At 70.6% G+C, this 14,777-nt stretch carries 11 protein-coding genes; 4 read left to right on the top strand and 7 right to left on the bottom strand.

Annotated elements, in window-relative coordinates; genetic code table 11:
• Positions 1–33 precede the first annotated feature (33 nt).
• The gene (locus VD972_RS15530; protein WP_324987514.1) at positions 34–402 is read right to left on the bottom strand and encodes a response regulator; all 369 of its coding nucleotides are present in this window, start codon (positions 400–402) and stop codon (positions 34–36) included.
• 146 nt (positions 403–548) lie between these two features.
• Between VD972_RS15530 and hpf the strand changes: the two genes are divergently transcribed.
• Both hpf and VD972_RS15520 read left to right on the top strand, forming a co-directional pair.
• Complete coding sequence (hpf, locus tag VD972_RS15525) at positions 549–911, top strand: ribosome hibernation-promoting factor, HPF/YfiA family (protein WP_324987511.1); 363 nt, start codon at positions 549–551, stop codon at positions 909–911.
• A 141-nt stretch (positions 912–1,052) separates the two neighbouring features.
• On the top strand, positions 1,053–2,978 hold the full coding sequence (locus VD972_RS15520) for an MXAN_5187 family protein (protein WP_324987508.1): 1,926 nt from the start codon (positions 1,053–1,055) through the stop codon (positions 2,976–2,978).
• Between the two features lie 10 nt (positions 2,979–2,988).
• Here VD972_RS15520 and VD972_RS15515 read toward each other — a convergent pair whose 3' ends face one another.
• The 5 genes from VD972_RS15515 to VD972_RS15495 all read right to left on the bottom strand — a co-directional run bounded on the left by VD972_RS15515 (position 2,989) and on the right by VD972_RS15495 (position 11,137).
• Entirely contained in the window at positions 2,989–4,638 is a 1,650-nt protein-coding gene (locus VD972_RS15515; RefSeq protein ID WP_324987505.1) for an ATP-binding protein, read from the bottom strand.
• Positions 4,639–4,648: 10 nt separating this feature from the next.
• On the bottom strand, positions 4,649–6,031 hold the full coding sequence (locus VD972_RS15510; RefSeq protein ID WP_324987501.1) for an ABC transporter substrate-binding protein: 1,383 nt from the start codon (positions 6,029–6,031) through the stop codon (positions 4,649–4,651).
• Positions 6,028–7,428 carry an FG-GAP repeat domain-containing protein gene (locus tag VD972_RS15505; protein ID WP_414654067.1) on the bottom strand — a complete coding sequence of 467 codons (1,401 nt, stop codon included), beginning with the start codon at positions 7,426–7,428 and terminating at the stop codon, positions 6,028–6,030. The genes VD972_RS15510 and VD972_RS15505 overlap by 4 nt, the downstream gene beginning before the upstream one ends.
• A 2-nt stretch (positions 7,429–7,430) precedes the next feature.
• Positions 7,431–10,019 carry a PBP1A family penicillin-binding protein gene (locus VD972_RS15500; RefSeq protein ID WP_324987498.1) on the bottom strand — a complete coding sequence of 863 codons (2,589 nt, stop codon included), beginning with the start codon at positions 10,017–10,019 and terminating at the stop codon, positions 7,431–7,433.
• A 98-nt stretch (positions 10,020–10,117) separates the two neighbouring features.
• Entirely contained in the window at positions 10,118–11,137 is a 1,020-nt protein-coding gene (locus VD972_RS15495) for a tetratricopeptide repeat protein (protein WP_324987495.1), read from the bottom strand.
• A 140-nt stretch (positions 11,138–11,277) separates the two neighbouring features.
• Between VD972_RS15495 and xth the strand changes: the two genes are divergently transcribed.
• Positions 11,278–12,048, top strand: coding sequence for an exodeoxyribonuclease III (gene xth / locus VD972_RS15490; protein WP_324987593.1), 771 nt, complete (start codon positions 11,278–11,280; stop codon positions 12,046–12,048).
• A gap of 118 nt (positions 12,049–12,166) precedes the next feature.
• Positions 12,167–13,801 carry a GMC family oxidoreductase gene (locus VD972_RS15485; RefSeq protein WP_324987590.1) on the top strand — a complete coding sequence of 545 codons (1,635 nt, stop codon included), beginning with the start codon at positions 12,167–12,169 and terminating at the stop codon, positions 13,799–13,801.
• Between the two features lie 22 nt (positions 13,802–13,823).
• On the opposite strand, the gene VD972_RS15480 is transcribed toward VD972_RS15485, so the two are convergent.
• Positions 13,824–14,777: TIM-barrel domain-containing protein (locus VD972_RS15480; RefSeq protein WP_324987490.1), on the bottom strand; the 954-nt coding region annotated here is incomplete at its 5' end.

The raw sequence follows: 14,777 nt of genomic DNA, 5'->3' as shown, positions 1-14,777 counted from the left end.
CTGGGGCTTGCCCCCGAAATTAGCACGGGCAGATCAGTGGCGCGCGGACTCTCCGAGACTTTCGACGGCTGCGGAGAGCCGATCCACGTCGATGGGCTTTCGCAGCACCACATCGCAGTGTTCAGCACCTTCCACCTGCGCGTAGCCCGAGACGAGGATGACGCGGGCCCCCGGGTGCAGCGCCTTCACCCGCTGGGCCAGCGCCGTGCCGCACAGCCCCGGCAGTGACTCGTCCGTGACGATGACGTCCGGGTGCTCCTCCTCGAAGGCTGCCAGCCCGGCCAGTCCATCGCCCGCCGTCCGTACCTCGAAGTCGACCTCCAGGATCTCCGCCAGCAGCTCCCGGCTGTCGCCATCGTCCTCGACCAGCAACACCTTGATGCGGTCAGTCCCAGTGCCCATGCGCCTGAGCAACCCATGTGTTCGCGCAAAACGTCCGTGTCCCAGCAGCGCCTCCCAGCCGGGCAGGAGGGCAAGCGAGGGAGCAGGGAATGTCCCCCTCACCAGCCGGGAGGAGGCTGCCCATCTTGAGGGGCGGAGGTGATGCCATGAAGGTGTTGATGCGGGGCGTGCACCTGTCTCTCACGGACGGGCTGAAGGCGTATGTGCAGGAGCACCTGGTGGACCACATCGAGCGGCTGTGCGACGACCAAGAGGCGTCGGAGATCGACGTCTCGCTCGTGGACATCAACGGACCCAAGGGCGGTGTGGACAAGGAGTGCCGCGTCACCGTGAGGATGCCGGGGCTGGCGGCCATCCACGTCACGGAGACTTCCGAGACGCTGCACCAGGCCGTGGATGCGGCCCGGGATCGGCTGGAGAACGCCCTGAAGCGGTCGCTGGAGAAGCGGCGGGACGTGACGAACCAGGGGCTGCCCCAGGACGTCGCGAGCAACGTGCCCACCTATTGAGGGAGCGAGTGGACGGGGGCTCGGGTTTCCAGGCCGCTGGCCGGGGGCCCGAGCCCTGACTGTGATCCATCGCCGATTCTTGCTGGCCTGGAGCGGTGAACGCTATAAGCGGAGCCTCACCTACCGGGCTAAAGGACGGCGATGGTTCGCGTCAAGTTCCTCATTTTCGCACTCCTGGCCCTCGGGCTGGGCCTGGCTCACCTCGCTGTGCTGTCGGGTCCCATGAGGACCCGGGCGACCGAGGATGCCCAGGCACAGGCCTCCGCTGGCACCGCCGAGGTGGTTCGCAACCTCGAGGCGCGCCGTGGCATCGCCCGGGCGCTGGCGCTGAAGCTGGCGGCGAGCTCCGAGCTGGCCAGCGCGGCGCAGGACTTGAGCACTCCGGAGGCGCCCACCGCCGAGCGCTTCGCTCCCGTGCGCGCGGCCGCAGAGGCCGCGCTGCCCAAGGACCTGCCGGGCGTGGTGCTCGGGGTGGTGACGCCGGGGGGCGCCATGCACGTGCGCGCCGGCGGCGAGCCCTCCGCGGACGCGGCCGTGCTGGACGTGAAGGCGCTGGCTCAGGCCGACGCTCCCTCGGTGGTGGAGGCCTTTGGCATCCCGCATGCCTTTGCCGCCGTGCCGCTGGTGTGGCGCTTCGTGCGCATCCCGGGTGCGGAGAAGCTGGAGACGCAGCTCGCCGCGACGCTCGTCGTGGGCGTGCCGCTGCTGCCCGAGGGCGCCCTGGAGGATGCGGCCAGGGCCTCGGGGGCGGCCGCGCTCGGGTTGGTGAAGGAGGACGTGCTGGTGGCTGGAGGGGGCGGTGAGAAGGTGCACCTCGAGAAGGCGCTGAGCACGCTCAAGGAGGGGCAGCCGGCCTCTGTCGTGCACAGCGGGCAGGTCCATGCCCTGGGCCCGTTGAAGCTCCCGCTGCTCACCTCCAGCAAGGACTTCCTGGGTGGCCAGGCGCCCCTCGTGGTGGGGAGCCGCCGTGCGCTGGAGGGCACTGCCTACCAGGTGCTGTCCCTGGCCAACACGAAGCTGATGGTCACGCTCGCGGACTATCAGCGCAACGCGATCTTCGGCCTCGGAGCGCTGCTCGTCGTGAGTCTGCTGTGGACGGTGCTGATGGGCTCCGGCAAGAGCGCGCGCGAGGTGGCCTCCGAGTCGGGTGGGGATACGCTCGGACTCGGTAGCGCGATGGCGGCCATGCACGCGCAGCAGGCCCCGCGGCCCGCAGCCGTGCCTCCGCCCGCCACCCACCCGGGGCTCGAGATGACCGCCGCCTCGCCCGTGGCCGCGGCGGCCCGGCCGCCCACGGGCGAGTTCCCGTTCGGTCCGCCGCCCTCCGTCCATGACGCGCCCGCCGCCCAGGGAGCTCCTCCCCTTCCTTCGGCGCCTTTCGCGTTCCCTCCGGCCCCGGAGCCGCAGCCTCAGCCGTACGAGGCGCAGCCCTACGGCTCGCAGCCCCAGGGCTTCGCCCCGACGCCCTTCGAGTCCGGGCATCAAATGCCTCCTCAGGCCGGTGCCGAGCTGGGAGCTGCCATGCCTCGGGCCGGGGCCTTCCACTTCGAGGAGCTCCCCACCGCGGCGTACTCGCTCCAGCAGGCGGCGGATCCCTATGCGGCTGCGGCGGCCATGGACGACAGCCCGGAGACCACGCGCGTGGCTGCCATCCCGCGCGAGCTGCTCCAGGCCGCTGCGCGCCCGTCCACCCAGGAGATGCCCCTTCCGGCGCAGTTCGCCGCCGCACCGCCCCCGTCGGCTCCCTCCGTGGCTCCCGTCCCGTGGAATGAGCCGGGCGCGCAGGCCGTCCCGCTGCCGGGCGCGGCCTACCAGCAGTACCTGGGCAACACCGGTGATGCCTTCTCGGAGGAGGACTTCCACTTCCAGGAGGTCTTCCGCGAGTTTGTCCTCACCCGCGAGCGGTGCAGCGAGCCCTCTGACGGCCTCACCTACGACAAGTTCGTGCAGAAGCTCCGCAAGAACAAGGAGCAGCTCGTGCAGAAGTACGCCTGCCGGACGGTGAAGTTCCAGGTGTACGTGAAGGAGGGTAAGGCTGCCCTCAAGGCCACGCCCGTCAAGGACTGAGTCGGCGGAGTCAGAGGGCGCGCGGCAGCACCACGCTGAAGCGCGCGCCCTGGCCCGGCTCGCCCCCTACCTCCAGCTTGCCGCCGTGCTCCTGGAGGATCCGGGCGGCGATGGCCAGGCCCAGCCCCGTGCCGCCCTCCTTGGTGGTGAAGTAGGGCTCGAAGATGCGGGCCCGGTGCTCGGGCGGGATGCCCGGGCCGGTGTCCTCTACCTCCACGATGGCATCCGTCTCCGTGCCCTTCACTCGCACGCGCACCTGGCCGCCCTTGTCCTTCAGCGCCTCCTCCGCGTTCTTCACCAGGTTGACGAGCACCTGGGTGAGCTGATCGCGATCCGCGCGCGCCATCACGCCCGTCTGCAGCGTGGGCAGCAGGGTGATGCCCTGCGGCGGCGTGGCGTAGAGGGACAGCACGCTCTGCGCCAGCTCTCCCAGATCCACGGAGGAGAGCTGCGGCTTCGGCAGCCGGGCGAAGCGGCTGAACTCGTCGACGATCCGCCGCAGCCGATCCACCTCCTCTAGCACCACCGCAGCGCTGTCGCGGAACAGGGCGGGGAAGCGCGCGTCCTGCGCGCTCTGCGCCGCCAGCAGCGTCTCCAGCGACATCTGGATGGGGGTGAGGGGGTTCTTGATCTCATGAGCGAGCCGCCGCGCCACCTCCTGCCACGCGGCGATGCGCTCGCTGGCCACCAGCCGCTCGGTGGTGGAGTGCAGCTCGGACGTCATGTGGTTGAAGGCGCGCACCAGCTCGCCCACCTCGCCGGTGGCCTGCGCCGTCACCTGCACCTCGCGAGCGCCCTCGGCCACGCGCCGAGCGCCCTCGGTGAGCGCCTCCACCGGCCGGGTGATGCGGCGAGAGACCACCAGCCCCAGGAGCACCGCGAAGCCCAGGCCCAGGGCGGCCAGCAGGAGGAAGGCGACCGTCACTCCCTGCTCGGCCTCCAGGAGCGCCGCGCGGCTGAAGACGAGCCGCACCTCGGCGGCGTCCTGCAGCGGGAGGATCCGCTCCACCGTGGGCGGCGCGGCGCTCCCAGCCCGGGCGATGACTGCGTCCCCGGAGCGCAGGGAGATCTCCGCCTGGGTGATCCGCGCCAGGTGCTGGGCGAGCTCCTCGTTCAGGAGCACCCCGCCTACCGCCCACAGCCGCAGATCTCCGTAGTCCACCGGGCGCGCCGTGACGAGTGCGGGCACGTCCCGGAGCCCCTCGTCGCTCCGCACGCTCACCCGTACCGGGACGGGCTTGGGGGAGCCCTGCTTCGTGACGGCGAAGAGCGCGGGATCCGGATCCCCGCGCCGGGCCGGCAGGTGGCCGGAGGACAGCGTGGTGCCCTGGTTGTCGAAGAGGCTGAGCACCGTGAGGCCTCGGCTCTTCATCAACCCCTCGGCGGTGTCGGCCTGGATGGCGCGGGTAGGACGCTCTCGGGCCTCGCGGGCCAGGTCCTCCATCGTGGTGCTCTCCACCAGCTCCTCCACCGCGCGCCGGGCACGCTCGGCGGAGCGCTCCAGCGCCTCCTGCGCGGAGGTGGTGGCGCCCTCCATCCGGGTGTCGAGCTCGCGAGAGAGGGTGGCGCGCAGGCGGTTGAGGGTGAGGGGGACCACCACCGCCAGCGGCACCAGCGCCAGCAGGGCGAAGGTGAGCGCGAGCCGGGTCCTCAATCGCATGGCCGTCTCCTCACCGCGGGGTTCCGGCCTGCGCGGACTCGGCGGGCATGAAATACACGCCGTCGAGCACCGGCAGCCCCTGCGCGTCCAGCACGAGCCCGCCCAGCTCCGGAGCCGCGCGCACGCCCAGGCCCTGGGCATAGAGGGGCAGGATCGGTACCGTGGGGCCGACCGCCACCGCCCGCTCGCGGGCCCGGGCATCTCGCGCGGTCGGATCTGCCACGGCGCCAATGAGGGGCAGCTCCACGCCGAGCAGATCCTTGCGCCCGGCTGCGTCCAGCACCACGGCCAGCGCCGGGCCAGGCACGGGCGGCAGCAGCAAGGACTGGAGCATCAGATCAAAGTCGCCCTTGGCCCAGCGGGTGCGGAGCAGAGAGCGGCGCAGCGGCTCCAGGGCGACTTTATAGCCGCGGTCGTGGAGCTTCACCTGGATGCGCTCGGCGACAGCGCGGTGGTCCTCGCTGTCGACGTCATAGAGCAGCGTCACCGCCTTCGTGCCGCCGCCAGGCGGTGCGGCTGGCCGGGGCCGAGGGGCCTGGGACAGCAGCGCGGGCGGGAGCAGGTGCGGCATGGGCACGGCCGGCGCGCGCACGAAGAGGCGGGTGAGATCCTCTCGATCGATGGCGCTCTCGAAGGCCTGTCGGAAGTCCGCCGGCACCCGGCGCGGCGAGAAGGTGAGATAGGTGGCGTAGAGGGCCGGGCCCGTGAGGACGCCCGCCTCCGGCAGCACGCCCAGCTCCAGGTGCACCTGTCGCGCGGCCCACATCCGCGCCAGCCCGCGCTCATCCGTCGGGGTGAGCAGGATGCGATCCAGGTAGGGCCGGCCCTCGAGGTAGCCGAGCCGAGCCTCGAAGAGGCCCTTGGCGGCCGTGGCGGAGAACGGGCCCAGCGAGGGGGCCACGGTGGTGAGCGGCAGGGCGAGCGCGGGGTGGCACAGCGAGCGCTCCATGTCCGGCCAGGGGAACGAGAGGGGCAGCTCCACGATGGAGCCGTTGGCGGACAGCTGCCGGGCCTCTCCCAGGACGGGGAAGAGGAGCGCGCGGTAGGGCGTGGGGGCCTCCGTGCCAGTCATCCGCATCCACGCACGAGACAGGGTGTTGGCCAGCGAGAGTGAGGGCAGGGTGATGCGCACCGACTGAGCCATGGGCCGGGACACCTCGCGGGCAATGGCGATGCGAGGTGCGCCGCTCGAATCGAGCCGGCAGACGGGGCGGGACAGGAAGCTGAAGAGCGTGGCCTCCACCGGGGAGTCGGCGATCGTGGGATCTCCGATCGGCTCGGCGGAGCCGGTGTGAGCCAGCCGCAGCTCCCCGCCGTAGGGAATGCGTCCGGCCGCGAGCGCAGGGGTGACGCAGAGCAGAGCGAGGCAGGCGAGAGCGTGGCGGAGCATCATGGCGCACCCTGGCGCATGAGGAAGACTTCACCGGTGCCGTCCGAGTGCCAGAGTCCCACCAGCACCTCACGGAAGTTGTCCTTGTCCAGATCGGCCGTCACCACCTGCAGGGCTCGGCCTGGAGGCAGCGCGCTCTGCCAGAGCACGCCATGGGTGGTGGGATCGTCTCCGGCGAGCGCGTAGACGCGCACCACATCCGGCGCTGGGAAGAGCTGGGAGGTGGTGGTGATCAGCTCCGGCGTCCCGTCCCCATCCAGATCTCCGAGCGCGCTGCCGGCCCCGAGCCCCTGGATGCGGACGGGCGGGGTGGTGGAGCGCGCGTAAAGGGAGGCCGAGCCGTCCAGGTGGACGAAGAGCATTCGCGGCGGGACGATGCTCGCGGTGGTGAAGGGCGCCGGGGTGGTGAGGATCCGGCCCTCACCGACTCGGACCTCGGGCGTGAATGTCGTCTGGCCGGAGGTGAACATCCCGCGCTCTGCGGTGCCCAGTGGGGCCGTGTCCAGCGGGCCAATGGGGCGCAGGGAGCCCTTGGCCGCGTCGAACACGAGCACCTCGCCGTGGGCATAGCGGGCGGACCAGGCTGCAATCCTCGCGGGCTGGGGAATGACGGCGATGACGCCGAAGGGCTCGCGGGGAGGCGCGGGGCTCAGCGGGAGGTTCTCAATCTCCCTCCGAGCGAGGAGGCGTCCATCGGCGCCGAAGACAGACACGGCGCGCTCGGTGAGCACGGCCACCTCATCCTTGCCATCTCCGTCGAGATCCCCCGCGGCGAGAGCGGCAGGGACCTGCTCGAGCCGGACCAGCGTCGCGCCCATCAGGCGCACCGGGCGCGGCCCGGTCATCACGGTCATCGAAGGTGAGGAGGCCGTCAGCGGGGAGAGGGCGGCGAGGGCGAGCGCCCCGGCATCTGCCTCCACGGCTCGGACGAGGGCTGAGGCAGGCACTGCGGGGCGGCTCGGGGTGCGCCCAGCCCAGAAGTTCACCCACGTCCCCAGCAGATCGCCCCGGGCGCTCAGCTCTCCACCCTGGACGGAGATCGTCAGGCGGACGAGGGAGCGTGTCCCCCGCTCTCGGGAGAGGTTCTCCGCTGCCTCCGGCGAAGGAGCCTCCAGCACCACGGGGCCCAGCTCCGCGGCGGCGAGCCGCGAGGCCAGCAGCGTCCCCACGGCGCGCGCCAGCTCGGGAGAGGGGCCGCTCAGGTGCAAGGCGACGGGAGGCTCCGGCTTGAGGGCGCGCACGTCCTCCGAGACGAGCTGAACCAGCCGCTCGACAGAAGGGGGCCCGGCCGGTGTGGCGGAGACCGGGGAGGCGGGCGCCATGGAGGCCGGAGCACGGGGGGGCGGCTCGGCGGCGATCGCGAGCGTGGACAGCAGGAGCGTGGCGAGAGCTCGTCGCACCGTTACCTCCGCTTGCCGTCCTCGAGGAAGAAGGTGCTCGTGTCCACCTGGCCCATGGGGGGCGCCTCGGCGGTGGGGGCGGTGCCTTCGAGGAAGGGCTCGAGCCGGCCGGGCATGGAGTTGCCGGCGAGCAGGCCGGTGGCCGGATCGATGCGCACCTGGACGACGCCGGGCGGCACCTCGAACTCGCGCGGGGGCAGGCCTTGGTGCGCCGCGCGCATGAAGTCCAGCCAGATGGGCAGGGCGGCGCGGCCACCCGTCTCCGTGCTGCCCAGGGGCGAGTTGTTATCGAAGCCCACCCAGGCGGTGGCGACCCAGTCCATCGTGAAGCCGGAGAACCAGGTGTCCCTGGACTCGTTGGTGGTGCCCGTCTTGCCGGCGGCGGGGCGGTTCAGCTCGCGCACCGCGGTGGCCGTGCCCTCCTCCACCACGCTGCGCATGAGGGTGGTGGTGAGGTAGGCCACCGCGGGGGGCAGCGTCTCCTCGAAGGCGGGCGCGTGCTCCTCCAGCACCTTGCCCTCGACATTCCGGACGCGCAGCACCAGCAGCGGATCCGAGTAGCGGCCATTGGCCTGGAGCGTGGCATAGGCGTTGACGGCCTCCAGCAGCGTCACCTCGCCCGTGCCGAGCGCCAGCGTGAGGTTCTCCGGCAGCGCCGAGTGGATGCCCGCGCGGCGCGCGTAGTCGATGGCGGTGGCCGGGGTGATGGCCTCGATGAGCCGCACGGAGACGGTGTTCTTGGACTTGGTGAGGGCCTGGCGCAGCGTCATGGGCCCATCGAACCTGCCATCGTAGTTCTTCGGCTTCCACTGCTTGCCGGTGTACGGGTCGCGAATGGCCTCGGGCGCGTCGTTCACCGTGCTCAGCGGCGTGAAGCGTCCGCTGCCCAGCGCGGCGGCATAGATGAAGGGCTTGAAGGACGAGCCCGGCTGCCGCTTCGCCTGCGTGGCGCGGTTGAAGGAGGAGCGCTCGAAGTCGTAGCCGCCCACCATGGCCACCACGTTCCGGTTGGCGGGGTTGACGACCACCAGGCCGCCCTGCACCAGCGGGATCTGATCGAGCGTGGCCTCCACGGAGGCCGGGGCAGGCAGCGCCTTGAGGACGCGCACGCGCACCAGCTCGCCGACTTGGAAGACGTCGGAGATGCTCGAGGGAGAGCCCTTGCCCTTCTGCCGGGCCCACTTGACGGTGGGGAACGCGATCTCCGCGGTGCGGCCCACGAGGTCCACCTTGGCGATCCCCTTCTTGTCATCCACCGCGCTGATGAAGCCGGTGAGGCGCAGGCCCTCCTTCAGGGGGCGCAGGGGGACGGAGCGCACCAGGGCCTCCTCGGGAGAGGGAGGGGCCTCGCCCTCGGGAGCGAGCTCCGGCCGCAGCTCCTCCGCGCCTTCATCCTCCTGGGACACCTCTGGCTCAGGGCCCGCCTTGGCCAGCGGCGCCAGATCCGCCACGTACTCCGCGTCCTTCTGCCGCCGGCCCGCCTCCTCGATGCGGTGGGCGATGAGCCCCTTGAGGCGCTCGAAGCGCTCGGCCTCCACGGTGCCGAGCGGGCCGCGGTAGCCCTGACGCCGATCCACCGCCTCCAGGCCGGTGCGCACCGCCTCCTCGGCCACGGCCTGGAGCTTGGGCTCCATGGCGATCTCCACGCGCAGGCCGGCCTCGAGCGCCGCCTTCTCGCCGTAGCGCTCGATCAGGGTGCGGCGGATCTCCTCGGCGTAGTACGCGCCCACCGGGGGCGGCGGCCGGGGTGCCAGGACGAGGGGCTTCTCCAGCTCCGGCTCCACCTGCTCCTTGGGGAGGAAGCCGTGCTGCATCAGCTGCCCCAGCACATACCGCTGGCGGGACTTGGCCCGGACGATGTTCGTCTCCGGGTTGATGCGGTGGGGCGACTGCGGCGTGCCCGCGAGCACCGCGGCCTCGCCGATGCTCAGGTCCTCGGCGTGCTTGCCGAAGTAGTAGAGCGCCGCCTCCTCCAGGCCGTAGCGCCGGTGCCCGTAGTAGATCTGGTTGATGTAGAGGTTGAGGATCTGATCCTTGGTGAGCGCCTCCTCCACGCGCGGGGTGAGGATCCACTCGCGGATCTTCCGGGGCAGGCTGCGCTCGGGGGTGAGCAGCAGGTTCTTCACCACCTGCTGCGTGATCGTCGAGGCGCCCTGCCGGGTCCCGCCGGCGGTGACGTTGGCGATCAGCGCGCGCACCATGCCGACGTAGTCGAGCCCCTCGTGCTTGTAGAAGTCCGCGTCCTCGGCGGCGAGGAACGAGTCCCTCACGTGCTTGGGCAGATCCTCGATCCGAACCAGCGTGCGGCGCTCCAGATAGAACTCGGCGCACACGGTGCCGTCCGCGCACGTGACTTTCGTCACCTGGGGGGGCTGGTAGTTGCGCAGGGCCTCCACCGAGGGCAAGTCCCGGCTGAAGTAGACGTAGGCGCCCACGCCGGCCGCCAGGATGAGCACCAGGCCCACGAGGCCCACGAGGATCAGCCGCTTCGTCCACTTCCAGATGCGCGCACCACGCCCAGGCTGCGCCGGTGGCGGCGGAGGGGCTGGGGGCGGCTCAGGGGTGGAGGGGACTTCAGGAAGGTTGGGCATCGCGCGGGCCGGATTCATGGGGCTCGGATGAGAGGGACGCACGTTAGACTGATGGAGGGGTAACGGGAACCGTCAGGTCCACTGCCTGCCCGCGGGCCTCACAGGCCCGGATCCTCCTGTAGCGGACCGGTCACTGCTCCGCTCCCGAGGGCAGGGGGTGTGACGCCGAGGCTGGCCACCTTGTTCATCCGGCTCGCGTTGACGTGCGCCTTGACGTAGCGGGGCGAGAGCCGGGTGGCGGCAGCGTAGGCTCCCTGAGCCTCCTCGGTGCGGCCGAGCCGCTCGTAGGCCACCCCCAGGTTGTTGTGGACGTAGGCCACGTGAGGCAGCCGGGCGGCGGCGCGGGCCAGCACCTCGGCGGCCTGGGCATTCTCATTGGCGCGCAGCCACGCCAGGCCGAGGTTGTTGAGCGCGTGGCCGTGCTCGGGAGCCAGGTGGACGGCCTGCTGGAAGCGGAGGATGGCCTCGGAGAGGTTGCCTGCGGCCAGCTGCGCACGGCCGAGGACCTGGTAGGCCTCGGGATCCTCGCGATCGCGCGCGAGGGACTCCTCTGCCACGCGGATGGCCTCGGCGGGGTGGCCCAGGGAGAGGAGGAGGCGTGCCTGCTGGACAAGCGGGGAGGCATCCTCGGGACTCAGGTGGCCCAGCTGCTCCAGGGCGAGCACGGCGAGCTCCGTCTGCCCGGTGAGCGGGCCCAGGCGGGCGATGACGCGCAGGGCCTCCGCGTCCTCGGGGACGTCGTAGAGGGCCCGGCGGCACTCAGTGAGGGCCCCCGACAGATCGCCCAGCTCACGCAGCGTCCGGGCGCGAGCTAGGTGGTTCACACGGTTCAAGTGCTCATGGGAGAGGGCCAGCGTGCCGGTGGACACCTCGGGAGGCGCAGCCTCCTCGGTGGAAGCGGGAACACGGCGGGAGTCCAGGCGAACAGACGCGAGAGGCTGGGAGGAGACAGCCAGGCCCGTGGCACCCGCTGCGGCAGGCATGTCGGACGAGGTGGGCTCTGAGGGGCGCGAGACCTGAATCCCCGGGTGCACTGCCGCGGCGAGGGCGACAAGCCAGGGCACGAGGGACTGGAGCCGGTGGGACTTCAGGGCGCGGGGGGGAAGGGAGCTCTTCATGGCATTCTCCTGCGGCCTCTCATTGCGACGGCCGTGCCAGGGGGAATTCCCTCGAAAGCAGGGAGAAGTGTGGCCGCTGGGCCACGGGACGCTGGGAAAACCGTGGAAGGGGCGCGGGTGTCGTGCAACGGTCCCTCGCGATGAAGATCGCCACCTGGAACGTGAACTCGGTGCGAGCCCGTCAGGAGCGGCTGCTGAACTGGCTGAAGAACCACCAGCCGGACGCGCTCTGCCTGCAGGAGCTCAAGTGCGTGGAGAAGGACTTCCCCACGGAGGCTGTGCGCGAGGCGGGCTACCACGCGGCCTTGTACGGGCAGAAGACGTACAACGGCGTCGCGATCCTCGCCAAGACAGAGCCGAAGGACGTGGTGCAGGGGATCGCCGATGAGGTGGAGGATCCCCAGGCGCGGGTGATCGCGGCGACGGTAAACGGGGTGCGCGTGGTGAGCGTGTACGCGCCCAACGGGCAGACGGTGGACTCACCGGCGTACGTGTACAAGCTGGAGTGGTACTCGCGGCTGCGGCGCTACCTGGACGCTCGGCACAAGCCGGACGAGCCGATGGTGCTGTGCGGCGACTGGAACGTGGCTCCCGAGGACATCGACGTGTGGGATCCGAAGCTGTGGGAGGGGCAGACGCTGTTCACGCTGAAGGAGCGGGATGCGCTGCAGCGGCTGGGCGCTTTCGGCCTGACGGACACGTTCCGCAAGCTGCACCCGAGCGAGCAGAAGTTCAGCTGGTGGGACTACCGGATGCTGGGGTTCCCGAAGAACCAGGGCCTGCGCATCGATCACATCTACGCCACCGCTCCAGTGGTGGAGCGTCTGGTCAAGGCGGAGGTCGATCGCGAGGAGCGCAAGGGCAAGCAGCCCTCGGACCACGCGCCGGTGTGGATCGAGCTCAAGGACTGACGCCTCCAGGCGAGCGGCCCTCCAGGTGCTGGGCAGGCCCCCGGTGGTTCATGCAGGGGCCAACCTTCGGGTGTTACGAACATAATGGGTGAATCCTGGCTTCAGGGGCGAGGACTCGATGGACTGTGACTGGCTCATCATCGGCTCGGGGTTCGGCGGCAGCGTGAGCGCGCTGCGGCTGACGGAGAAGGGCTACCGGGTGGTGATGCTCGAGAAGGGCCGCCGCCTCGAGGCCAAGGACTTCCCGAAGACGAACTGGAACCTGAAGCGGTGGTTGTGGATGCCGCAGCTCGGGTGGCGCGGGCTCTTCAAGATGACCTTCTTCCGCCACGTCACCGTCCTCTCTGGGGTGGGGGTGGGGGGCGGCTCGCTCGTCTACGCCAACACGCTGCCCATCCCGAAGGACCACTTCTTCCACGGCGGCCAGTGGGGCCAGCTGGCGGACTGGAAGAAGGAGCTGGCGCCGCACTACGAGCAGGCGCGGCAGATGCTCGGGGCAACGGTCAACCCGCTGCGCACCTACCCGGACCAGCTCATCCAGGAGGTGGGAAAGGAGATGGGGCGCACGGACTTCCAGCCCACCTCCGTGGCCATCTACTTCGGCCAGCCGGGCGTCACCGTGCCGGATCCGTACTTCAACGGTGAGGGCCCACCGCGGACGGGCTGCACCTCGTGCGGCGGCTGCATGCTGGGGTGCCGGTTCGGCTCGAAGAACACGCTGGACAAGAACTACCTCTACCTCGCGGAGAAGCGCGGGCTGACGATCCATGCGGACACGGAGGCCACCTGGGTGCGCCCGCTGCCGGACGGCGGCTACGAGGTGGAGGCGCTCGAGGGGACTTCGGTCTTCTTCCGGCGCAAGCGGCGCTTCACCGCGCGCAACGTCATCTTCGCGGGCGGGGTGCTGGGGACGATGGATCTGCTGCTGAAGCTGAAGGCGAGCCCGGATGGGCTGCCGCGGCTCTCGGAGCGGCTGGGCGACTTCGTCCGGACGAACTCGGAGGCGCTCATCGGAATCGTGACGCCTCGGCGGGACAAGGATCTGTCCAAGGGCATCGCGATTGGCTCCATCCTGCACACGGACGAGCACTCGCACCTGGAGCCCGTGCGTTACTCGGCAGGCTCGGGGTTCTTCCGGTTGCTCTCGGCGCCGTACGTCACGGGCCAGGGCCCGGTGACGCGGCTGGCGCGGCTCATCGGGGTGATGCTGCGCAGTCCGCTCAAGATGCTGCGGGTGCTGGCCGCGCGCGACTACTCGAAGCAGAGCATCATCCTCCTCTACATGCGCACGCTGGACGGCTACCTCAGCATGAAGCGCGGGCGCGGGTTGATGACGGCGCTGCGCAAGGGGCTGACCACGGCGCTGAAGGCGGGCCCTGCGCCCACGGCCAACATCCCTGAGGCCGCCGAGCTGGCCCAGCGGGTGGCAGAGAAGGTGGGCGGGATGCCGATGAGCCTGGTCAACGAGACGGTGCTGGGCATCCCCACGACGGCGCACATCCTCGGTGGGTGCTGCATGGGGGACTCGCCGGAGTCGGGTGTCATCGACTCCCAGCACCGCATGTACGGCTACGAGGGCCTGTATGCCATCGACGGCTCAGCGGTCTCGGCGAACCCCGGCGTCAATCCGTCCCTGACCATCACCGCGCTGGCCGAGCGGGCCATGACCTTCATTCCCGTGAAGAGGCAGCTGGAGCAAGGAGCGACAGAGGCCCTGACGGCGGCCCCCCCTCCCGTGGCTGTGGCTCGCTGAGCCTGCCGTCGAGCTGCTCCGCTCAGACGTTCACCACCAGCCGGTCCCAGCTCGCGCTCATGGGCACCTCGAGGACACCGTCCTTCCAGGAACCCAGCTCCAAGGCTCCCGTGACGGAGCGCACGCCCTTGAGGCCATAGAGGTACATTGTCTCCCGCTCCCGCGCGGGGGCCAGGTTGCCCTGCACGCGGCGCTCCAGCGTGAAGCGGCCCCGGTCGAAGCCTCCTGTGATGAGGGTGAGGCGGGACTCTCCGTAACCGTCCCCCTCGTCCTCGTAGAGCCGGGCTCGCACATCGGGCCCACAGTGGATGTGCCACTCGAGGTGCTCCCAGTTCGCCGTCGTCGTGTGCAGCGCGGGCTTCGTGAGCGCAATGGCCCCGCCCGCTCGCAGCCAGATGGGCACCGTGTCCAGCGGGCCGTCCGCGATGATGTGCTGGCCTCCCTCCTTCACCGTGAGCGCCCTCTCCAGGTTGGGCCACTCCAGCCACTCGCCCTTCGGCAGGTACACCAGCCGCTTCGTGTGGCCCGGCTTCGTGATGGGAGCCACCAGCAGATCCCTCCCGAAGAGGAACTGATCGAACGCCCGCAGCGCCTCCTGATCCGCCGGATCCAGCATCAGCAGCGGCCGGAGCACAGGCAGGCCGTTCTCGGCAGCCTCCTGCATCAGCGAGTACAGCGTGGGCAGCAGCCGGTACCGCCGCTCCATCGCCGCTTTCGCCAGCTCCAGGTGCTTCTCCCCGAAGCGCCACGGCTCCTGGAACGGCATCGGCTTCGCCGCGTGGTTGCGCATCAGTGGATAGAACGTGCCCAGCTGAGTCCACCGCGAGAACAGCTCCGCGCTCGGCCGGCCGATGAAGCCCGGGATGTCCACGCCCGTGAACGCCACCCCCGACAGCCCCAGCCCCATGAGCATCGGCATGGACAGCTCCAGGTGCTCCCAGTGGCTCGAGTTGTCTCCCGTCCACGCCGCCGCGTA

The organism is Hyalangium sp., from assembly GCF_035629615.1.
Taxonomy (GTDB): Bacteria; Myxococcota; Myxococcia; order Myxococcales; family Myxococcaceae; genus Hyalangium.
This window is presented reverse-complemented; position numbering and strand designations above follow the sequence as displayed.